Origin of the sequence: Aquabacterium sp. (genome assembly GCF_035476535.1) — a bacterium.
Lineage (GTDB): Bacteria > Pseudomonadota > Gammaproteobacteria > Burkholderiales > Burkholderiaceae_C > Pseudaquabacterium.
In genome coordinates this window covers 1-20,068 of sequence record NZ_DATILJ010000020.1, presented here as the reverse complement: position 1 = coordinate 20,068, position 20,068 = coordinate 1, and the positions used below count along the sequence as shown (strand labels likewise).

24 protein-coding genes are annotated in these 20,068 nt (G+C 69.5%); 15 read left to right on the top strand and 9 right to left on the bottom strand.

Features of this window, described 5'->3' with window-relative positions; translation table 11 throughout:
• Positions 1-110: 110 nt before the first annotated feature.
• Genes VLK61_RS02555 through VLK61_RS02540 form a run of 4 tightly spaced genes read right to left on the bottom strand, consistent with a single transcriptional unit; the run spans position 111 to position 3,063 of the window.
• Complete coding sequence (locus VLK61_RS02555; RefSeq protein ID WP_325417968.1) at positions 111-875, bottom strand: glucose 1-dehydrogenase; 765 nt, start codon at positions 873-875, stop codon at positions 111-113.
• A 2-nt stretch (positions 876-877) separates the two neighbouring features.
• Positions 878-1,294 carry a type II toxin-antitoxin system VapC family toxin gene (locus tag VLK61_RS02550; RefSeq protein WP_325417966.1) on the bottom strand — a complete coding sequence of 139 codons (417 nt, stop codon included), beginning with the start codon at positions 1,292-1,294 and terminating at the stop codon, positions 878-880.
• Positions 1,291-1,551: a ribbon-helix-helix protein, CopG family gene (locus tag VLK61_RS02545; protein WP_325417964.1), complete on the bottom strand. Its 261-nt coding sequence runs from the start codon at positions 1,549-1,551 to the stop codon at positions 1,291-1,293. Before VLK61_RS02545 ends, VLK61_RS02550 begins: the two co-directional genes overlap by 4 nt.
• A gap of 57 nt (positions 1,552-1,608) precedes the next feature.
• Positions 1,609-3,063: an aldehyde dehydrogenase family protein gene (locus VLK61_RS02540; protein WP_325417962.1), complete on the bottom strand. Its 1,455-nt coding sequence runs from the start codon at positions 3,061-3,063 to the stop codon at positions 1,609-1,611.
• Positions 3,064-3,137: 74 nt separating this feature from the next.
• On the opposite strand from VLK61_RS02540, the gene VLK61_RS02535 reads away from it, so the two are divergent.
• From VLK61_RS02535 to infA, 7 genes are all read left to right on the top strand, one after another.
• Positions 3,138-4,100 (top strand): ABC transporter permease, encoded by a 963-nt coding sequence (locus VLK61_RS02535; RefSeq protein ID WP_325417960.1) that lies wholly within the window; start codon positions 3,138-3,140, stop codon positions 4,098-4,100.
• Positions 4,101-4,131: 31 nt separating this feature from the next.
• Positions 4,132-4,971, top strand: coding sequence for an ABC transporter permease (locus VLK61_RS02530; RefSeq protein WP_325417958.1), 840 nt, complete (start codon positions 4,132-4,134; stop codon positions 4,969-4,971).
• A 75-nt stretch (positions 4,972-5,046) separates the two neighbouring features.
• On the top strand, positions 5,047-5,853 hold the full coding sequence (gene panB, locus VLK61_RS02525; protein ID WP_325417956.1) for a 3-methyl-2-oxobutanoate hydroxymethyltransferase: 807 nt from the start codon (positions 5,047-5,049) through the stop codon (positions 5,851-5,853).
• Between the two features lie 12 nt (positions 5,854-5,865).
• On the top strand, positions 5,866-6,723 hold the full coding sequence (gene panC, locus VLK61_RS02520) for a pantoate--beta-alanine ligase (protein ID WP_325417954.1): 858 nt from the start codon (positions 5,866-5,868) through the stop codon (positions 6,721-6,723).
• Positions 6,724-6,733: 10 nt separating this feature from the next.
• Positions 6,734-7,444, top strand: coding sequence for a class I SAM-dependent methyltransferase (locus VLK61_RS02515; RefSeq protein ID WP_325417952.1), 711 nt, complete (start codon positions 6,734-6,736; stop codon positions 7,442-7,444).
• Between the two features lie 292 nt (positions 7,445-7,736).
• Entirely contained in the window at positions 7,737-7,967 is a 231-nt protein-coding gene (locus tag VLK61_RS02510) for a hypothetical protein (RefSeq protein WP_325417950.1), read from the top strand.
• Positions 7,968-8,026: 59 nt separating this feature from the next.
• Positions 8,027-8,263, top strand: coding sequence for a translation initiation factor IF-1 (gene infA, locus VLK61_RS02505; RefSeq protein ID WP_325417948.1), 237 nt, complete (start codon positions 8,027-8,029; stop codon positions 8,261-8,263).
• 2 nt (positions 8,264-8,265) lie between these two features.
• Here infA and VLK61_RS02500 read toward each other — a convergent pair whose 3' ends face one another.
• Positions 8,266-8,976 carry a hypothetical protein gene (locus VLK61_RS02500; protein WP_325417946.1) on the bottom strand — a complete coding sequence of 237 codons (711 nt, stop codon included), beginning with the start codon at positions 8,974-8,976 and terminating at the stop codon, positions 8,266-8,268.
• 338 nt (positions 8,977-9,314) lie between these two features.
• Between VLK61_RS02500 and VLK61_RS02495 the strand changes: the two genes are divergently transcribed.
• The 6 genes from VLK61_RS02495 to VLK61_RS02470 are packed head-to-tail and all read left to right on the top strand — an operon-like array spanning position 9,315 to position 16,181.
• A complete protein-coding gene (locus tag VLK61_RS02495; protein ID WP_325417944.1) occupies positions 9,315-10,730 on the top strand; it encodes a hypothetical protein in 1,416 nt (471 codons plus the stop codon).
• Between the two features lie 28 nt (positions 10,731-10,758).
• Positions 10,759-11,292 carry a class IV adenylate cyclase gene (locus VLK61_RS02490; protein ID WP_325417942.1) on the top strand — a complete coding sequence of 178 codons (534 nt, stop codon included), beginning with the start codon at positions 10,759-10,761 and terminating at the stop codon, positions 11,290-11,292.
• Positions 11,289-12,290, top strand: a complete 1,002-nt coding sequence (locus tag VLK61_RS02485) for an ABC transporter ATP-binding protein (protein WP_325417940.1) — start codon at positions 11,289-11,291, stop codon at positions 12,288-12,290. Before VLK61_RS02490 ends, VLK61_RS02485 begins: the two co-directional genes overlap by 4 nt.
• Entirely contained in the window at positions 12,284-13,273 is a 990-nt protein-coding gene (locus tag VLK61_RS02480) for an ABC transporter ATP-binding protein (protein ID WP_325417938.1), read from the top strand. Before VLK61_RS02485 ends, VLK61_RS02480 begins: the two co-directional genes overlap by 7 nt.
• 18 nt (positions 13,274-13,291) lie before the next feature.
• Positions 13,292-14,794: an ABC transporter substrate-binding protein gene (locus tag VLK61_RS02475; protein ID WP_325417936.1), complete on the top strand. Its 1,503-nt coding sequence runs from the start codon at positions 13,292-13,294 to the stop codon at positions 14,792-14,794.
• Positions 14,795-14,798: 4 nt separating this feature from the next.
• The gene (locus tag VLK61_RS02470; RefSeq protein ID WP_325417934.1) at positions 14,799-16,181 is read left to right on the top strand and encodes an amidase; all 1,383 of its coding nucleotides are present in this window, start codon (positions 14,799-14,801) and stop codon (positions 16,179-16,181) included.
• A 4-nt stretch (positions 16,182-16,185) separates the two neighbouring features.
• On the opposite strand, the gene VLK61_RS02465 is transcribed toward VLK61_RS02470, so the two are convergent.
• Complete coding sequence (locus VLK61_RS02465; protein ID WP_325417932.1) at positions 16,186-17,253, bottom strand: ornithine cyclodeaminase; 1,068 nt, start codon at positions 17,251-17,253, stop codon at positions 16,186-16,188.
• A 162-nt stretch (positions 17,254-17,415) separates the two neighbouring features.
• On the opposite strand from VLK61_RS02465, the gene VLK61_RS02460 reads away from it, so the two are divergent.
• On the top strand, positions 17,416-17,841 hold the full coding sequence (locus tag VLK61_RS02460; RefSeq protein ID WP_325417930.1) for an Lrp/AsnC family transcriptional regulator: 426 nt from the start codon (positions 17,416-17,418) through the stop codon (positions 17,839-17,841).
• Between the two features lie 12 nt (positions 17,842-17,853).
• Here VLK61_RS02460 and VLK61_RS02455 read toward each other — a convergent pair whose 3' ends face one another.
• The 3 genes from VLK61_RS02455 to VLK61_RS02445 are packed head-to-tail and all read right to left on the bottom strand — an operon-like array spanning position 17,854 to position 19,230.
• Complete coding sequence (locus VLK61_RS02455) at positions 17,854-18,291, bottom strand: TA system VapC family ribonuclease toxin (RefSeq protein ID WP_325417928.1); 438 nt, start codon at positions 18,289-18,291, stop codon at positions 17,854-17,856.
• Entirely contained in the window at positions 18,281-18,526 is a 246-nt protein-coding gene (locus VLK61_RS02450; RefSeq protein WP_325417926.1) for a DUF6364 family protein, read from the bottom strand. The genes VLK61_RS02455 and VLK61_RS02450 overlap by 11 nt, the downstream gene beginning before the upstream one ends.
• A 44-nt stretch (positions 18,527-18,570) precedes the next feature.
• Complete coding sequence (locus VLK61_RS02445) at positions 18,571-19,230, bottom strand: glutathione S-transferase family protein (protein WP_325417924.1); 660 nt, start codon at positions 19,228-19,230, stop codon at positions 18,571-18,573.
• Between the two features lie 128 nt (positions 19,231-19,358).
• On the opposite strand from VLK61_RS02445, the gene VLK61_RS02440 reads away from it, so the two are divergent.
• On the top strand, positions 19,359-20,068 hold a 710-nt coding region (locus tag VLK61_RS02440; RefSeq protein WP_325417922.1), incomplete at its 3' end, for an ABC transporter permease.

Sequence of the window (20,068 nt, the reverse complement as noted above, 5' to 3'; positions counted from 1 at the left end):
CGGTCGGAGCTCACTGGTGCACCCTACGGCCTGCGGCCAGTCCCGCCAAGCGGGAATGAGCCCCTTCGGGCGGCCGGGCGGAGCTCATGCACAGGCATCAGGTCGCACGGTCAGATGCAGCGCCCGCCGTCGACTTCCATGCACACACCGGTGAGCATCGTCGCTTCATCGCTGCACAGGAAACAGGCGGCGTTGCCCAGGTCCTCTGGCAGCGAGAGACGGCCGATGGGGATGCTGGACAGGAACTTCGCGCGCATCTCCGGCGTGTCCTCGCCCATGAAGGTCTTCAGCAGCGGCGTGTCGCCGGCCACCGGGTTCAACGCGACGACGCGGATGCCGGCAGGGGCCAGTTCCACCGCGCAGGCGCGCGTGGCGGTGATCACCCAGCCCTTGCTGGCGTTGTACCAGGCCAGCCGCGGGCGCGGGCTGACGCCAGCGGTGGAGGCCATGTTCAGCACCACGCCTCGCTGGCCATGCACACCCGGCGCATTGGCCTTGAAGCGCGGCACGATCTCGCGCATGGCCAGGTAGATCGCGCGCATGTTGACCGCGGTGATGCGGTCGAACTCATCCTCGGGCAGCTCTTCCAGCGGCTGCGGCAGGTGGCCGATGCCGGCGTTGTTGACCAGGATGTCGATGCGGCCGAAATGCAGCTCGGCGGTTTCCATCATCAACTGCACGTCGGTCTTGTCGGTGACGTCGACCTTCAGCGCCCGCGCCGCGGGACCTACGGCGGCCGCCACGCGCAGGCCGGCGGCGAGGTCGCGGTCAGCGATCAGCACCTGCGCCCCTTCGGCGACGAACTTGCGCACGATGCCCTCGCCGAAGCCCGAGCCGCCGCCGGTGACGATGGCCACCTTGTCTTTGAGTCTCATGGTCACTCCGCCATCAGATTGTGAAAGGGCTTGCGGTTCTTCCAGCGATGTGCCCCGAAGTCTCGCTGGTCGGTCGTCATGATGCGGCCATGGCCCAGGTGTTCGGCCAACAGCACCAGCGTGGCGTCGGCCAGGTCCATCGGCAGCTTGGCGTACTTGCGCATCAGCGCCGGCACCTGCGCGAGTTCTTCGCGCCCCGGACTCCACACCGCGACGCCGCCCTCGGCCACTTCCTGCATCAGGCCGGCAGCGAAATCAGCACCCAGCCGGCGCATCAACAGGTGGCAGGTCTCGGCCAACACGGGCCAGGTGGTGACCCAACCTTCGGCAGCGCTGGACACCTGGGCCTTGGCGCGCGCATGCCAAGCGTCATCGGCATCCAGCAGGGCATACAGGAAGCCGCTGTCGACGGCGATCACCGCCGACGCAACCCATGTTTAGCTTCCAGGATCTCTGTGAGGTGCTGCTTGTAGTTCGTCGCGACATCGCTGCGGCCGCTGTGGCCCTTGCCAATCAAGGCACCCAGGTGTTTCAACCCGGCTCGACCAGCCCGCACCTGGGCGTAGTACAGGCCGACGCTTTCACGCACCACCTGGCTCACGCTCTGGCCGGTGGTCGTGACCAGGTAGTCGATCTGCTGCTGCGACTCTTCGTCCAGCCGGGCATTGACGCGCATGATGGGCTCCTTCAACGACAAGCTGTCATCCATTGTATGACACGCCGGCACGCCCACTCAATCGTGCTTGATCGCCACCGTCTTTAGCGACGAGAAGCCGTACAGCGCCTCGAAGCCTTTTTCTCGGCCATGGCCGGACTGCTTGACGCCGCCGAAGGGCAGCTCGATGCCGCCGCCGGCGCCGTAGTCGTTGATGAAGACCTGGCCGCATTTGAGCTGCCGCGCCATGCGGAACTGGCGGCCGCCATCGCGCGTCCAGACGCCGGCCACCAGGCCGAAGGCCGTGCCGTTGGCGATCCGCAGCGCTTCGGCCTCACCGTCGAACGGCATCACCACCTGCACCGGGCCAAAGATCTCTTCCTGCGCCAAGCGGTGATCGGCCGTCACCGGCGCCAGCAGCGTCGGCGCGACATAACAGCCGCCGCTCGGCAAGCCGGCCGGCAGCGCGGCCTGGGCCGCCAGTGGCAAGCCGGTGTCGCGCGCGATGCTCAGGTAGCCCTGCACGATCTCACGCTGGCGCGCCGAGATCAGCGGGCCGACATCCGGATCGTCCAGCGCCGGACCGACGCACAAGGCCCGGTAACGCGCGGCCATGCGCGACACCACTTCGTCGAACACCGGCCGCTCGACGAGGATGCGCGACGCCGCCGAGCAGGTCTGGCCGGCGTTCTGGATGCCAGCATTCACCAGGAAGGGCAGCGCAGCGTCCAGGTCGGCATCGGCAAAGACGATCTGCGGGCTCTTGCCGCCCAGCTCCAGCGTCACTGGAATCGTGTTGCGCGCGGCCGCCGCCTGGACCAGCCGGCCCACCGCCACCGAACCGGTGAAGGACAGGTGCGCCACGCCGGGGTGTGCGCTCAATGCGGCCCCGGCCTCGTCGCCCAGGCCGGGCACGATGTTCAGCGCGCCGGCCGGCAGCCCCGCCTGCTGCGCGATATGACCGAAGGCCAGCGCGCTGAGGCAGGCTTCTTCGGCCGGCTTCAACACGCAGGCATTGCCCATCGCCAGCGCCGCGCCGACCGAGCGGCCGATGATCTGCATCGGGTAGTTCCAGGGCACGATGTGGCCAGTCACGCCATGCGGCTCGCGCAGCGTCAGCGCGGTGTAGCCGGTAGCGAACGGGATCGTCTGGCCATGCACCTTGTCGGCCGCGCCGCCATAGAACTCCAGGTAGCGCGCCAGCGCGATGGCATCCGCCCGGCCCTGCTTCAGCGGCTTGCCGACGTCCAGCGCTTCCAGCCGCGCCAGTTCGTCGGCCTGTTCCAACACCCGCGCACTGATGCGCAGCAGCAGCCGGCCGCGCTCGGCCGCGCTGAGCCGGCCCCAGTCGCCCTCGAGCGCGGCTTGTGCGGTTTGCACCGCGGCGTCGATGTCGGCCGCGCCGCCGCGCGCGATCTGCGCCAGCAGCGAGCCGTCGTTCGGGTTGATCAGCGGCAGCGTTTCGCCACCCGCCGCGCTGCGCCAGACGCCGCCGATCAGCACGCAGTCGGTGGCAAAGGGAATCGTCTGCATGCGGATCTCCACAACGAAGGCTCAAGGCTTTAGGGCATGATATTCCGCATGACATCGCCGGCTGCCGACAAGGCATGAGCGTCTTCCTCGCCAAGCGCATCCTGACCTTTCTGGCCACGCTGGCGATCGCGTCGGCACTGGTGTTCAGCGCGCTGGAGCTGCTGCCGGGCAATGTGGCGCAGGTGATGCTGGGCGATACCGCGACGCCTGAATCCATCGCCGCGCTGCAGAACAAGCTGGGCCTGGACAAGCCGGCGGCCGAACGCTACACGCGCTGGATCGGCGGCTTGTTGCAGGGCCGCACGGTGAACAGCTTCTCGTATGACACGCCAACCGCCGAGCTGATCCGCGAACGCCTGCGTGTCAGCCTGCCGCTGGCCGCGATGGCGATGGCGCTGACCACCGTGCTGGCGCTGGCGCTGGGGGTGTATGCCGCCTCGCAGCACAACAAGATCGGCGACGTCGGCGTGATGGCGACCAGCCAGCTCGGCATCGCGATCCCGAGCTTCTGGTTCGCGATCCTGCTGATCCTGTTGTTCGCGGTGAAACTGCAGTGGGTCAGCGCCGGCGGCTTCCCGGGCTGGACCGAAGACGAAGGCGGCGGCCCCTGGGAGGGCGTGAAGGCGCTGCTGCTGCCGACCCTGGCGCTGGCGCTGTTCCAGGCCGCGGTGCTGGCGCGGGTGACCCGATCGGCGGTGCTGGAGGTGATGCGCGAGGACTTCGTGCGCACCGCACGCGCCAAGGGCCTGAGCCGCCGCGCCACGCTGTGGCGGCACGTGCTGCGCAACGCCATGATCCCGGTGCTGACCATCATGGGTCTGCAGTTCGCGAACCTGATCACCGGCACCATCGTCATCGAGAAAGTCTTCGTGCTGCCCGGCATCGGCCTGCTGGTGTTCCAGGCCATTGCCAACCGCGACCTGGTGCTGGTGCGCGACGTCGTGATGCTGCTCGTGGCGGTGGTGGTGATCGTCAACTTCATCGTCGACGTGCTGTATGCGCGGGTCGATCCGCGGCTGAAGGCCAGCGACGCATGAAACACCCGCAGGCTTTGACAAGGGTGCACCCGTGAGCCAGGCTTTCACGGCGCGCGCGCGCCGCCACCCCAGCTTCCTGCTCGGCGCCTCGCTGACGCTGCTGCTGGCGCTGGCCGCCTTCGTCTCGCTGTTCTGGGCACCGTACCCGCCGGCCGAGATCGACATCCCGAACAAGCTGGCCGCGCCCAGCGCCGCGCACTGGCTGGGCACCGACAGCCTGGGCCGGGACATCGCAGCGCAATTGCTGGTCGGTGCGCAGAACTCGATCGTCGTCGGCGTCATCGCCGTCAGCATCGGCCTGATCGCCGGCGTGCTGCTGGGTTGCCTGGCGTCGGCGCGGCGCGGCTGGACCGAAGAGCTGGTGATGCGCGCCGCCGACTTCACCTTCGCGTTCCCGGCGCTGCTGTCGGCCATCATGCTGGGTGCGATCTACGGGCCGGGCCTGCTGACCGGCATCATCGCGATCGGCATCTTCAACATCCCCGTGTTCGCGCGCATCACGCGCGGCGCGGCGAATGCCGTGTGGTCGCGCGAATACGTGCTGGCCTCCCGCGCCGCCGGCTTTGGCGCGCTGCGCATCACGACGAACCATGTGCTGCCCAACATCGCCAGCGTGCTGATCGTGCAGGCCACGATCTCCTTCGCCACCGCGATCCTGGCCGAAGCCGCGCTGTCCTACGTCGGGCTGGGCACGCAACCGCCGCAGCCGAGCTGGGGCCGCATGCTCAACGAGGCGCAGACGCTGCTGTTCCAGGCGCCGATGCTGGCCGTCTACCCCGGCGTGGCGATTGCGCTGAGCGTGCTCGGGCTGAACCTGCTGGGCGACGGCCTGCGTGACCTGCTGGACCCCAAGCTCTCCCGCAAGCGCTAGAAGCACGCCCATCGGCACCGCCGTTGCCGGCGGCACCCGTTGAATGCTGCAACGCAGCGTTAGACTCGCGCGGCCATGGAAATCCGCAAGCCCCTGACCCTGCATCGCCTGCGCGCCATGCACGCCGCCGGCGAGAAGATCGCCATGCTGACCTGCTACGACGCCATCTTCGCGCGGCTGCTCGACGAGGCCGGTGCCGACGTGCTGCTGGTCGGCGATTCGCTGGGCATGGTGCTGCAGGGCCAGCCCAGCACGCTGCCGGTGACGCTGGACGAGATGGTCTATCACACGCAGTGCGTGGCGCGCGGCAACCGCAGCGCGTGGATCATCGGCGACCTGCCCTTCGGCAGCTACCAGGCGTCGACCGAACAGGCGCTGGCCAGCGCTGCGCGGCTGATGCAGGCCGGCGCGCAGATGGTCAAGCTCGAAGGCGGCGGTTGGACCGCGCCGCTGGTGCGCGCGATGGTCGAGCGCGGCATCCCCGTCTGCGCCCACCTCGGGCTGACGCCGCAATCGGTGCACGCGCTGGGCGGCTGGCGCGTGCAGGGCCGTGACGACGCGGCTGCCCAGGCGCTGCGCGAGCAGGCCCACGCGCTGGCCGAAGCCGGCGCAACAATGCTGGTGCTGGAACTGGTGCCCAGCGCACTCGCGCGCGAACTGGCGGCCGCACTGCCCATGCCGGTGATCGGCATCGGCGCCGGCGCGGGCGTCGGCGGCCAGGTGCTGGTGCTGCACGACATGCTCGGCCTGAGCACCGGCCGGCCACCGCGCTTCGTGCGCAACTTCCAGCAGGAAGGCGGCGCCATTGACGCTGCGATAAGACGTTATGTCGCGGCGGTGAAGGACGGCAGCTTCCCGGACGAATCCCTCCACGGCTATTGATCGAGCAAGCCCATGCACGTCATCCACACCCTTGCCGAGCTGCGCCAGGCGCTGGCCGGCAGCCCCAGCGCCTTCGTGCCGACCATGGGCAACCTGCACGCGGGTCACCTGTCGCTGGTCGCCCAGGCGCGCCAGTTCGGTGGCCTGGTGGTGGCCAGCATCTTCGTGAACCGGCTGCAGTTCGCGCCGCACGAGGACTTCGACACCTACCCGCGCACGCTGGCGCGCGACTGCGAACTGCTGCAAGGTGCCGGCTGCGACATCGTGTTTGCGCCCAACGAATCCGAGCTGTACCCCGAGCCGCAAGGCTACAAGCTGGTTCCGCCACCGGACCTGGCCGACCTGCTCGAGGGCCACTTCCGCCCGGGCTTCTTCACCGGCGTGTGCACCGTGGTGCTGAAGCTCTTCAACTGCGTGCAGCCGGCCGCCGCGGTGTTCGGCAAGAAGGACTACCAGCAGCTGATGGTGATCAGCCGCATGGTGCAGCAGCTGGCGCTGCCGATCGCCATCATCGCCGGCGAAACCAGCCGTGCCGAGGATGGCCTGGCGTTGTCTTCCCGCAACGGCTACCTGAGCACGTCGGAACGCGAAGAAGCGGTGTGGCTGTCGCGCTGCCTGCGCGAGCTGCAGGCCCAGGTGCTGTCCGGCCGCCAGGACTGGGCCGCGCTGGAAACCGCGGCGATGCAGACCTTGAGCGCTCGCGGCTGGTCGCCGGACTACATCGCCATCCGCCGCCAGGCGGACCTCGGCGAACCCGTGCCCGGCGCGCCGCTGGTGGTACTGGCCGCCGCGCGCCTGGGCAGCACACGCTTGATCGACAACCTGGAACTGGCGCAGACCGCACAGACGCCGGCGGGCGTGACCGACTAAACTCGCCGCCTTGCCCGGCTATCACACCAAACACGAAGACATCGCCGTTGCCGGTGTCGCCGATCTGCGCATTCGTTCGCTGCTGGACCGCCAGCAGTTCGCCGATCCGTCAGGGTTCGCCGCGGCATTGGGCATCTCGTCAGCGGCCTGGCCGCTGTTCGGACTGCTCTGGCCCTCGGGCCAGCGGCTCGCGGCACTGATGGCCTTGCGGCCGGTGCGCGCCGATGAGCGCATCCTCGAACTCGGCTGCGGGCTGGCACTGGCCAGCCTGGTCAGCCACCGGCGCGGGGCCGACATCACCGCCAGCGATTGCCACCCGCTGGCCGGTGCGTTCCTGCGCGAAAACCTGCGGCTTAACGACCTGGCCGCGCTGCCGTATTGCCACGGGCACTGGGGTGCCGGCCTCGACGACGACTCGTCGATCGACCCGGACCAGGCTCCGGCGCCGCAAGGCCGCTTCGACCTGATCATCGGCAGCGATGTGCTCTACGAGCGCGACGAGTCCGGCGGCCTGGCCCACTTCATCACGCTGCATGCCCAGGCCACCGCGCAGGTGCTGATCATCGACCCGAACCGCGGCAACCGGCCGGCCTTCAACCGCCGCATGGCCAGCGCCGGATTCGTGCTCAGCGAGTCACGGCTCGATGAACTGCCGGCCTTCGTCGGCAGCTACAAGGGCCGGCTGCTGAGCTATGCCCGCGTTAGCCGAGGCCTCAGCTGAAGACGCAAATACCGCTCCCGGAGTACACTGCGCTGCTCGGTGCGTGGTGTCGGCATCACAACGGCGCCACCGATCGGCCGGTTTGCCCCAGGTTGTCACGACCTCCGCGCGCACCAGCCCCTCTCTCCCTCCGGACGCACAGCCCGCCCCTTGCCAAGGGCCCGGCTGCCTGCCCAGTCGCCATCAGGCAGGACCTTCGCGAGACCGACACTGTTTCCGTGGCGCTGCCATCAGCGCGCCGCGGCTTGTTGCTGGCAGTCCCCCACCCGGGGCTGCGTTGTATTGGTTATTCATGTCCAGTCATTCCGCGCCCATCACGATGGGCAAATACCTGGTGTCGCCGCTGGCGCGCCAGACCGACGAAGGCCGCTATGCGCCTTCGGTCTCGATCCGCACCGGCCGCGGCAGTGCCACGCACGACCGCGTGCTGCGCTTCACGCACCACTTCGCCACCGCCCGCGAGGCGCTGCGCTACGCGGCCGACCAGGGCCGCAGCTGGGTCGTCGACCCGCAGCTGCGCTGAGCCCGGCGCCCCTGTCCACCATCCATCTCAACCATCATCACTCTCAAACGGAGCACCCCATGGCCAAGGAAGAACTGATTGAACTGCACGGCAAGGTCACCGAGGTGCTGCCGGACTCGCGCTACCGCGTCACGCTGGAAAACGGCCATCAGCTGGTGGCCTACACCTCGGGCAAGATGCGCAAGCACCACATCCGCATTCTGGCCGGCGACGCGGTGTCGCTGGAGTTGTCGGCCTACGACCTGAGCAAGGGCCGCATCACCTTCCGGCACCTCGAGCGTCGCGGGCCGAACTGAGTTCAGGCGCGGCGCCGTGTCAGCGGCGCCGTGGCGGCCAAGGCCAGCAGCACGAGCGCCAGTGATTGCGGTTCGGGAACGGCCTGGATCACGTCGCCAGCACGCACGGCCATGGCAAAGAACTCGTTTTCCTTGCCGATATGGAACTGGAAGCCGTCGTCGGCGTTGAAGTACCACGCCTCACCGGTTTCCGGATTCCTGTAAGTCAGCCCGATCCAGTAGGCTGCCGCCTGCATGTTCAGGAAGTCACCCGTATTGGTCAGGCCGCCGGCCTGGGGATTGCCGGCCGTGTCAAACGCCGCCGCGTTCCCCAGGGTCTCGTAGAACAGATGCGCCATCTCGCTGAACACGGTGGCACCGGACCGGGTCTGGACGTTGTAGCCGCAATCGCTACCTGAGAACGACTGATCGCAACCCTCCGCGCCGGTGTCCAGCATGGTCGGCAGCCGCCAATCGCTGTAACCCGCAAAGACCAGGTCATCAGCCCAGCCGCTGGCGGCATTCCAATCGCGCTGGCCGTTCACATTCGCGTCGCGCAGCCAGGTGATGTTCAAGGCGGTGTCGTAATACGCATCGACTTGGCCATTGCCATCGAGATCACGCGCCTGCAAGCTGGACTCCCAAGTCCCTTGTCCCGGCACGGGAGCGGCCTGGACAGCCAGGGCAGCAGCCAACAATGTGGCGCCCGCGGCAATGCGGTGAAACTCGAACATGGCATGAACCCCCTGATGATTGGCGGTCCGAATCCTAAGCGCTTTGCGCTGCCCGCGATGACGCGCCAGCAAGGTCACGGCTTGCGCGGGCGTGTGATGTTTCACACAGCGGCCGCGGTCCGGCATGCGCGCCGGCGTGCGCCCGGCCACCCGCGCAGTCGTTGGTGTGGCCAACCCAGTGGACGTTGGCGCGACGGGCCGGCAGACTTGGCCCCGGGCTGAACTGCAGCCGCTGCCTTCGTCAACCACTGCCGTCGTCCGTGATACCCGTCCGCCCATCCGGGGCTGCCGTTTGGCCGCCGGCGCCACCCCGGCCCGCCAGGCTGGCGCAATGCGTCATGCTGGCGCTGCTGCTGCACGTGCTGCTGGTCGTGCTCGTCGGCAACACGCCGGGCGGCAGTGCGCGGCCCGGCGAAGGCGTGTGGGGCGCGCTGAACATCACGCTGCGCGGCCTGCGCACCGAAGCCGGTTCGGGTGAACCGCGGCCGCCGGCGCCCAGCACCGGCCCGACCGGCACCGCCCGGCAGGAGCGCTTCGGCGGCGCGGTGCGGCCCGACAGCGAGCGCAGCGCGGTGCCGGACACGCCGGGCGCCGCGCAGCTCGGCACTTGGCGTAGCACACCTGGCGAACGCTTGATCGACCCGGTCGAGCGGGAACTGGGCGGCCCGGTCCTGTCGACCCCGCTGCCGGCACCGACGGCCGCACCGCCCGTGCTCAGCGAACCGCCGCTGCCGCAGCGCGACGAAGCGCCGGTGTCGCCGGAGCGCAGCGAGGTGTCCACTTCGCAGCAACGCAGCAAGGTGCCGATTCCGTCGGCCCCTAGCACGGCGGATATCCCACCCAAGGAGACCGCGGAGCTGGCGCCGCCCGTCAACCCGGCGCCCACGCCCGCCCCCACCGTCGCGCCGGCCCCCGCACCGGTGCCCGAGCCGGTGCTGGCGGCACCGGTGCCGCGCGTGCCGGTACCGCTGGGCCTGAAGCCGGCCGACCTGCGCTCGAGCACGGTGCCGGCGCCCGAAGGCCTGCCGATGCCCAGCATCGACCCGGTCAGGCCTGCGCCGCGGCCGGTGGCGGTGGTGCCCGTGCCCGTGCCGCCCGCTCCGACACCGGCAGCTGTCGCAACGCCGATGCTGCCGCGCAGCGCACCGCCGCAGCCCGAGCCGCAAGCAGCCCCGCTGCCGCTACCGGCCACCACCCCGCCGCCCACGCCACCGCTGCCGCGCCTGGATACCCTGGAGCCGCCGACGGCGCCACCGCTGCCTGCGCCGGCGGAACTCCCGGCGGGGGCACCGCTGGCCGCGCCCTCGCGGGACCTGGCGCGCGAGCCGGTGCGAACGGCCGCGCCCGCCCCAGCGCCCGCGCCGGCCACCACGCAGACGCCCGCTGCCACCACCGCGCCGGCCGCGACACCGAGCGCGGCGCCCGCCGAGCTCAGCCCTTCCCGGCCCGGGCCCGGCGCGCCCGATGCCGGCGTCCGCGTCGGCCAGGACGTGGCCACACCGCCCTCGGTGCCGCCCAGCGCACCGCGGCTGAACCTCGACCTGGTGCGCCCGCGCGGCGCTGAAATCTCCAGCCAGGGCCCACGCCGCCTGTTCCCGCTGATGCCGCAGCCGCCGGAACTCAAATCGAAGCTCAGCGAGAGCATCGAGAAAGCCGCCAAGCCCGATTGCCGCCAGGCCTATGCCGGCATGGGCCTGGCGGCGGTGCTGCCGCTGGCCCTGGATGCCGCGCGCGACAAGGGCTGCAAGTGGTAGGGCGTGAATGCCCGCACAATCAGCGCCCATGCCCGCCAATGTCGAAATCAAAGCCCGCATTGCCAGCGTCGACGACCTGCTGCCGCGCGCCACCGCGCTGGCCGATGAAGACGATCACCCGCAGCTGATCCACCAGGACGACACCTTCTTCCGCGTGCAGCACGGCCGCCTGAAGCTGCGCGTGTTTGCCGACGGCGCCGGCGAGCTGATCCACTACCACCGGCCCGATGCGCTGGGCCCCAAGGTTTCCGACTACCTGATCACCGCGGTGGCCGACCCCGACAGCCTGCGCGACGTGCTCGAGCGCGCCTGCGGCCTGCTGGGCCGCGTCGTCAAGCGCCGCGTGCTGGTGCTGGTGGGCCAGACCCGCATCCACCTCGACAAGGTCGAGGGCCTGGGTGAATTCCTCGAACTCGAGGTGGTGCTGCGCGCCGGCCAGACCGAGGCCGAAGGCACCGCCATCGCGCAAGAATTGCTGGCCGCCCTGGGCGTGCCGGCCGAGGCGCTGATCAGCGGCGCCTACCTCGACCTGATGAACGACGAGGCCACGCCCGGGCCATGAGGGCGCCAGGCCGTCCCGTGAGCGCGTCGCCGCTGGTGACGGCGCAGGACCTGCGCGTGACGCTGAACACCCCGCGGGGGCCAGCCGACGCGCTGCGCGGTGTGTCCTTCGAACTGCGTCGCGGTGAAACGGTGGGCCTGATCGGTGAATCGGGCTGCGGCAAGTCGATCACCGCGCTGGCGCTGATGGGCCTGCTGCCCGAAGGCGCGACCGTCAGCGGCTCGATCCAGCTCGAGGGCCGCGAACTGCTGGGCCTGCCCGAGGACGACTGGTGCCGCCTGCGCGGCAACCGCCTGGCGATGGTGTTCCAGGAGCCGATGACGGCGCTGAACCCGCTGCACACCATCGGCCGGCAGATCGGCGAATCGCTGCGCCTGCACAAGGGACTGGACGCCGCCGCCGCGCGCGCCGAGGCGTTGCGCCTGCTCGAGCGGGTGCAGCTGCCGCAGGCCGCGCAACGGCTGGATGCCCACCCGCACCAGCTGTCCGGCGGCCAGCGCCAGCGTGTGGTGATCGCCATCGCGCTGGCCTGCGGGCCGGACCTGCTGGTCGCCGACGAGCCCACCACCGCGCTGGACGTGACGATCCAGCGCGAGGTGCTGGCACTGATCGCGCAACTGGTGGCCGAGGACGGCATGGCGCTGCTGCTGATCAGCCACGACCTCGGCGTGATGGCCGAAACCGTGCAGCGCATGCTCGTGATGTACGGCGGCACGGTCGTCGAGAGCGGGACGACCGACGCGGTGTTCAACCGGCTCGCGCACCCCTACACCCGCGGCCTGTTCGCCGCGCGGCCGCGCTTGGGGCTGCCGCGCGGCACGCGGCTGAGCACCATCGCCGGGCGTGTGCCCGAGTTGATCGACATGCCGGCCGGCTGCCCGTTCTCCGATCGCTGCGAGCATGTCATCGCCGAGTGCCGGCGCGCACTGCCGCCGGCCGCCGAGGTGGCACCCGGTCATACCGCGCGCTGCATCCGACTGGGCGAACTGCCATGGTGAGTTTGACGCCGCTGCTGGAAGTTCGTGATGTGGTCAAACACTACCGCCTGCCGCGCGAACGCCTGCTCGCCGCCGCCCCGGTGGTGCAGGCGCTGCAAGGCCTGAGCTTCACGCTGCAGGCTGGTCGCAGCCTGGGCGTGGTGGGTGAATCGGGGTCCGGCAAGAGCACCTTGGCCCGGCTGGTGATGGCCCTCGAAGTGCCCAGCACCGGCCAGGTGCTGATGGCCGGGCGCGACCTGCAGGCCCTGGACGCCGCCGCATTGCGCCGCGCGCGCACCGACTTCCAGATGGTGTTCCAGGACCCCTTCGGCTCGCTGGACCCGCGCCAGACCGTCGCGCGCATCGTCGCCGAGCCGCTGGAAGCGCAGGGCGACAGCTCCCGCGCGCAGATGCGCCAGCGCGCTGCCGAGATGCTCGAGGCGGTGGGCCTGCGCGCCGCCGATGCCGCCAAGTACCCGCATGAATTCTCCGGCGGCCAGCGCCAGCGCATTGCGATCGCCCGCGCGCTGGTCACGCACCCGAAGCTGATCGTCGCCGACGAGCCGGTGAGTGCGCTCGATGTCTCGGTGCAGGCCCAGGTGCTGAACCTGATGCAGGACCTGCAGGACCAGCTGGGCGTGACCTACCTGTTCATCAGCCACGACCTGGCCGTCGTCGACCTGGTCTGCGACGAAGTGATCGTGCTCTACCAGGGCCGCGCGGTCGAGCAGGGCGATCCGGACACGCTGTTCCACGCCGCCGCCCACCCCTACACCCGGGCGCTGATGCACGCCGTGCCGCGGGCCCAGCCCGGTGCGCGCCGCGCCGCCTTGCCGCTGCCGGTAGCGCCGGTCGATGCCCCCGGCGGCTGTGCTTTTGCGCCCCGCTGCGCGTTCAGGCAGCATCGCTGCCTGGAACAGGCGCCGGCCCTGCGACCACTGGCGCCCGGCCACACAGCCGCCTGCCACTTTGCCGAACAGGTGCTGGCCAGCACCCCGGATTGAGACCACGAGGAGATCCCGATGACCATCAGCCGCCGCAAGCTCTCAACCCTCACGCTGGCCGCCACGCTGCTGGCCGCCGGCTTCAGCAGTGCGCCAGCCCTGGCGCAGGCCCGCAAGGACAGCGTGATCCTGGCCATGGTGCTGGAGCCGCCGGGCCTGGACCCCACGGTGGCACCCGCTGCGGCCATCGGCGAAATCGTGCACTACAACGTGCTGGAAGGCCTGACCAAGATCCACGTCGACGGCAAGATCACGCCGCTGCTGGCCACCGAATGGCGCAGCGACCCCGACGGCAAGCTCTACACCTTCAAGCTGCGGCAGGGCGTCAGCTTCCAGGACGGCACACCCTTCGATGCGGCCGCGGTGAAGTTCAGCTTCGAACGCGCCAAGGCCGAAGGTTCCACCAACAAGGCCAAGAAGGCGGTGTTCGACAACATCTCGTCGATCGCCACGCCCGATGCCGGCACGGTGATCCTGACACTGAACAACCCCGACGCGACCCTGCCTTTCCGACTGGGCGAAAACACCGCTGTGATCCTCAGCCCGAAGAGTGCCGCCAGCACCGCGACCAACCCGGTCGGCACCGGCCCCTACAAGCTCGACAGCTGGCAGAAAGGCTCGGCCGTCACGCTGGCCAAATGGGACGGCTTTCGCGACGCCGCCAACGTCAAGCTGAAGAAGGTGACGTTCCGCTTCATCAACGACCCCGCCGCGCAGGCGGCCGCCTTGCTGGCCGGCGACATCGACGGCATGCCGCGCTTCCAGGCGTTCCAGAACCTGAAGCAGTTCCAGGCCGACAAGCGCTTCACGGTCGAGATCGGCGCCACTGCCGGCAAGGGCCAGCTGACGATCAACAACAAGCGCAAGCCTTTCGACGATGTGCGCGTGCGCCGCGCGATCATGCATGCCATCGACCGCCAGGCCTTCATCGACGGCGTGTACGAAGGCCTGGGCAAACCCATCGGCAGCCATGCCGCACCCACCGACGCGGGTTACGTCGACCTGACCGGTGTCTACCCCTTCAACCCGGAGAAGGCCAAGGCGCTGCTGAAGGAGGCCGGCGTCGCGACGCCGCTCAACGTGACGCTGACCCTGCCGCCGCCGCCCTACGCGCGCAAGGGCGGCGAAGTGGTCGCCGCGATGCTGGCCAAGGTCGGCGTCGTCGCGAAGATCGAGAACGTCGAGTGGGCGCAGTGGCTGGGCGGCACCTTCAAGGGCAACTTCGACCTGACGATCATCAACCACGTCGAGCCGCTGGACTACATGCAGTACACCAACACCGCGTACTACTGGGGTTATGACAGCAAGGCCTTCAACGACATCGCGAAGAAGCGTTCCGAAGCGCCACGCGCGCAGCAGGACAAGCTCTACGGCGACCTGCAGCGCCAGCTCACCACCGACGCGGTGAACGCCTGGATCTTCAACCCCTCGCAGGTGGCGATCGCCAAGAAGGGCCTGAAGGGCCTGTGGTCCAGCTCGCCGATCTCGGCCAACGACATGGCCGCGGTCAGCTGGCAGTGAAACGATGAGCGTTTTGCACGCGTTCAGCGCCGGCGAGCTGTCGGCGGCCTATGCCACCAAGCAGCTGTCGCCGGTGGAAGTGACGCAGGCCGTGCTGTTGCAGATCGAACGGCGCGAGCCCGAGTTGCACGCCCTGTACGCCTGCGACCCCGAAGCCGCACTGGCCCAGGCCCGCGCCAGCGAAACGCGCTGGCAGCGCGGCGAGCCGCTGTCGCCGATCGACGGCGTGCCCGGCACGCTGAAGGAGAACATCGCCACCCGCGGCTGCCCGATGCCGGTGGGCACCGCGGCCACCGTGCTGGCGCCGATGGCCGACGACGCACCGCCCGCCGCGCGCTGGCGCGAAGCCGGCCTGGTGCTGCTGGCCAAGACCACGATGCCGGACTACGGCATGCTGTCCTCCGGCCTGTCGAGCTTTCACGCACTGGCGCGCAACCCCTGGGACACGGGCAAGAACCCCGGCGGCTCCAGCGCCGGTGCCGCGGCCGCTGCCGCTGCAGGTTATGGGCCGCTGCATGTCGGCACCGACATCGGGGGCTCCATCCGCCTGCCGGCCGGCTGGTGCGGGCTGGTGGGCTTCAAGCCCAGCCTGGGCCGCATCCCCATCAAGCCGCCGTATGCCGGGCGAGCAGCCGGGCCGATGACGCGCACGGTGGAAGACGCCGCCTGGCTGATGACGCTGCTGAGCAAGCCTGACTGGCGCGACACCATGAGCCTGCCGTACCAGAGCATTCCGTGGCTGAGCCTGGATCGCGAAGTACGCGGCCTGAAGATCGGCCTGCAGATGGATGCCGGCTGGGGCCTGGCGGTGGAGCCGGAGACACGCGCAGCCATCGAAGCCGCGGCGCTGGCCTTCGAGGCCGCCGGCGCCATCGTCGAGCCCGTCGCACCGTTCAGCACGCGGGCGATGATCGATGGCCTGGACCGCTTCTGGCGCATGCGCAGCTACCTCGACATGCAAGCCCTGCCGCCCGAGCGCCAGGCCAAGGTGCTGCCCTACATCCGCGACTGGGTCGCCACCGGCGCCACCTTGACCGCCGCCGAGGTCTTCCACGGCTACAGCCAGATGGGGGTGTTCCGTGAAGCGGCCGTGGCGGCCTGCCGGCCCTACGACTTCGTGCTGTCGCCGGTGAGCCCGGTGCCCAGCTTTCCGGCCGAATGGGCCAGCCCGATCAACGACCCGGCGCTGCCCTTCGAGCACATCGCGTTCACGCTGCCGTACAACATGAGCGAGCAGCCAGCCGTTTCCGTGCACTGCGGCTTCACGGCAGGCGGCCTGCCGATCGGGCTGCAGATCATCGGCCAGCGCCATGACGACCTGGGCGTGCTGCAGCTGGCACGCGCCTGGGAACAGCTGCGCAGCCCGATGCGGCCGTGGCCGATGTAGCGCCTCAGGCCAGGCAGGCCTGCGGCGCCGGTGCCGCCTGGCTCGCCCGACCGGCCGCCGGGCCCAGCAGGCCGAACAGGTCCTTCGGGTCGGCCATCGTCGGCGTGATGTCGATCGGCCTGCCCAGGCCCAGCTCACGCGCGGCGTCGCGCAGGAAGCGCAGCGCCGAGTAGTCTTCCAGCGCAAAGCCGACCGAGTCGAACACGGTGATCTGCTCGGCGCTGTCGCGGCCGCTCACCTGGTTCGTCAGCACCCGCCACAGCTCGGTGACCGCGAAGTCCGCCGGCATCTGCTGCAGGTCCCCTTCGATGCGGCTTTGCGGCTCGTACTCGACGAACACCTTGGCGGCCTGCAGCACGCCGGGGTGCAGCTCGGTCTTGCCCGGGCAATCGCCGCCGACGCCGTTGACGTGCATGCCAGGTTCCAGCATCGCGGGCGTGATGATCGCTGCGTTGGCCTTGTCGGCGGTGACGGTGGTGACGATGTCGGCACCCTGCACTGCCTCGGCGGTGGAGCTGCACACCCGCAGCCGCAGCCCCGGCACAGCCGCCAGGTTGCGCTGCAGTTTGGCGCTGGCGCGTGCGTCGATGTCGAACAGCCGGATCTCGCTGATCCCGAGCAGGTGATGGAAGGCCAGCGCCTGGAATTCACTTTGCGCGCCATTGCCGATCAAGGCCATCGTGCGGCTGTCCGGCCGCGCCAGCGCACGGGCGGCCATCACCGAGGTTGCGGCGGTGCGCATCGCCGTGGTCAAGGTCAGCTCGCTCAGCAGTTCGGGCCGGCCGGTGGCCACATCGGCCAACACGCCGAAGGCCATCACCGTCGGCAGGCCGACACGGGTGTTCTTCGGGTGGCCGTTGACGTACTTGAAGCTGTACAGCGCGTGGTCGGCAATCGGCATCAGCTCGATCACGCCATCGCGCGAATGGCTGGCGACGCGAGCCGTCTTGTCGAACTCCGGCCAGCGGCGGAAATCGGCCTCGATGGTGCTGGCCAGCCGCCGCAGCGTCTGCGGCAGGCCTTGGGTGGCGACGATGCGAGCGATGTCCTGCGTGGTCAGCAAGGTGGTCATGCGAGGCTCCTTGGCGGGCACTGTTCAGGGATGGAGCGATTGTTTGAGCGGGCGCCCGGCAATGAATAGAGGCAGAACTGCTTCGAAATCGTCAGCTTCTTGGCTTTTCGGCAGTGCTGGCTGACACACTGCGCAAAGTGCCGACACCTCATGGAGACGCCGATGGACAGCCTCGATCAGCAATTGATCGCCTTGCTGCGTTCCGATGCGCGGGCCAGCGTGGCGACGCTGGCGCACAAGCTGAATGTGTCACGCGGCACGGTGGCCAACCGCATCGGCCGGCTCGAAAGCGCCGGCGTGATCGTCGGCTACACGGTGCGGCTGCGGCCCGATGTGCAGCCCAACCTGATCACCGCCTGGACCAGCATCACGGTCGATGGCAACCAGGCGCGCGAGGTCATCAGCCGGCTGCTCGGTGAGCCCGGTGTCGCCGCGATCCACGACACCAACGGCCGCTGGGATCTGCTGGCCGAACTGCGCTCATCGAGCCTGAACGAACTGGCCGCTGTGCTGGAACGGCTGCGGCTGATCAAGGGCATCAGCGCCACCGAGACCAGCATCCACCTGCAGACCTACAAGCTGTCTTGAAGCGGCTTGCCGCTAGGCCGGCGCCAGCACCGTCAGGTCTGCGGGCCGCAGCAGTTTCCTGAAGTCCAAGTCGAACGTGGCCAGGTGCTCGCTCAGTTGCACCACAGCGGCGGCCAGCCAGGCATCGGGCAAGTCGTTGCCTCGCAGCTGTTTGTCCAGGCACAGCTGGCGCAGCAAGGGCCACTCGGTGCCCAGCAAGGGCATCTGCACGCCAGGCACAGCCAGCAAGGCATCGACGAAGCCGATCGCGTCATCGACCGGCGTTGGCGCCTTGAAGATCTTCGGGCTGGTGACCAGCCGGAGAAAGCTGGACACGACCATCGGCGGCAGCCGCAGGGTGGCGCCCTCGCTGCAAGCCGCCAGTGCACTCAGCAGCCAAGCGTGCGCCGCGCCGTGGTGCGGGTGATCGCTGCGGGAGGCAGCCACCAGCACGTTGACGTCAGGCGTCATCGTCCAGCGCCTGCAGCAAGGCCTTATTGCTGGTCGGGTCCACTCCGGCGACCAACCCACCCCGGCCCTTGAACACCGGTATCCGGGGTCGCACCCCCTGGGTGGCTGGCGCTGATGCGCGCAGTCGCAGTTGCAAACCTTCCTCGATCAGGCGGGTCAGGCTGGTGCGCTGCTGCGCCGCCAGGGCCTTGGCATCGGCGAGCAAGGCGTCGTTGATGTCGAGTGTGGTCTTCATGCGTCTATCGTACAGATTTCTGTATCCGGTGACCAACGCATGCCTCAGACCCAGGGCGACTGCAGACCCTCGTCGGCCAACACCCGCTGCACCGCCGGCCGGGCCAGCAAACGCTGCAGGTAGGCGCCGAGCAGCGGCCGCGTGCGGGCCGGCGCGGCAGCGGGGCCTTCGAAGCCGCGTGTCCAGCGGCACAGCATGAAGGCATAGGGGTCGACCGCGCTGTACTGCGCACCCAGCAGCCAGGGCTGGCCGTGCGAGGCCAGTTGCGCTTCCAGCTGGTCCAGCAGCTCGCCGACGCGCGCTTGTGCGTGGGCCTGGACCTGGCGCTCACCCGCCGCATTGCCGTCGTCGACCAGGCGGTGCGGGTAGAAATAGTGGATCAGCGTGGCCTGCAGCGTATTGGTCATCCAGATCAGCCACTTGTAGAAATGCGCGCGCTCGGCGGTGCCCAGCGCAGGTGCCAGGCCGGCGGCGGGCTGGCTGTCGACCAGGTGCAGGCAGATCGCCGCGGTTTCGTAGAGCACCAGCTCGCCGTCGACCAGCACCGGGATCAGCCCGTTGGGGTTGAGCTTCAGGTAGTCGGCGCTCTTGTGCGCGTTGCGCTCGCGGTCGACCAGGCACTTCTCGAACGGCAGGCCCAGCTCGTGCAGCAGGATGTGCGGCGCCATGCTGGCGTTGCTGGGGTAGTAGTGCAGTTGGCGCATCGGGTGTCACCTCATCAGCGGGTCGGGCCGCCGATGATGCCCGAGCGCCGCGCTATGCACGGCCGCGCATATCGCCAGCCCACCGCGCAGCGGGAAGAATCCAGGGCTCATACCAAGAGTCGTTGCGGATGAATGCATTTGCCCAGAGCCTGGGCCTGGCGTTCCAGATGATCACCGAGGCCGACACCACGCTGTGGCGCATCGTCGGCCTGTCGCTGCGCGTCAGCGCCACGGCCTGCGCCCTCGGTGCCGTGCTCGGGCTGGCGCTGGGCGCCTGGCTGGCGGTGACGCGCTTTCGCGGCCACGGCGTACTGGTCGGCCTGCTGAACACGCTGCTGGCACTGCCTTCGGTGGTGGTCGGGCTGATCGTCTACCTGCTGCTGTCGCGCTCCGGGCCGCTGGGCAGCTGGGGCATCCTGTTCACGCCCACCGCGATGGTGGTGGCGCAGACGATGCTGGTCGTGCCGCTGATCGCCGCGCTGGCGCGCCAGCTGGTGGTGGATGCGCTGCGCGAAGGCGGCAGCGAGCTGCAGGCCATGGGCGCCGGGCCGCTGCTCGCCGCGCTGCTGCTGCTGGTGCACGAGCGGCTGGCGCTGCTGACGCTGCTGCTCACCGCCTTCGGCCGCGCGGTGGCCGAGGTCGGCGCGGTGATGATCGTCGGCGGCAACATCGACGGCGTGACGCGGGTGATGACCACCGCCATCGCGCTGGAAACCAGCAAGGGCGACCTGCCGCTGGCGCTGGCGCTGGGTCTGGTGCTGCTGGGCGTGGTGGCGGTGATCAACCTGGTGATCGGGCTGACGCGGCGTTCGCCGGCAGCCTGGGTGGGGGCGGCGGC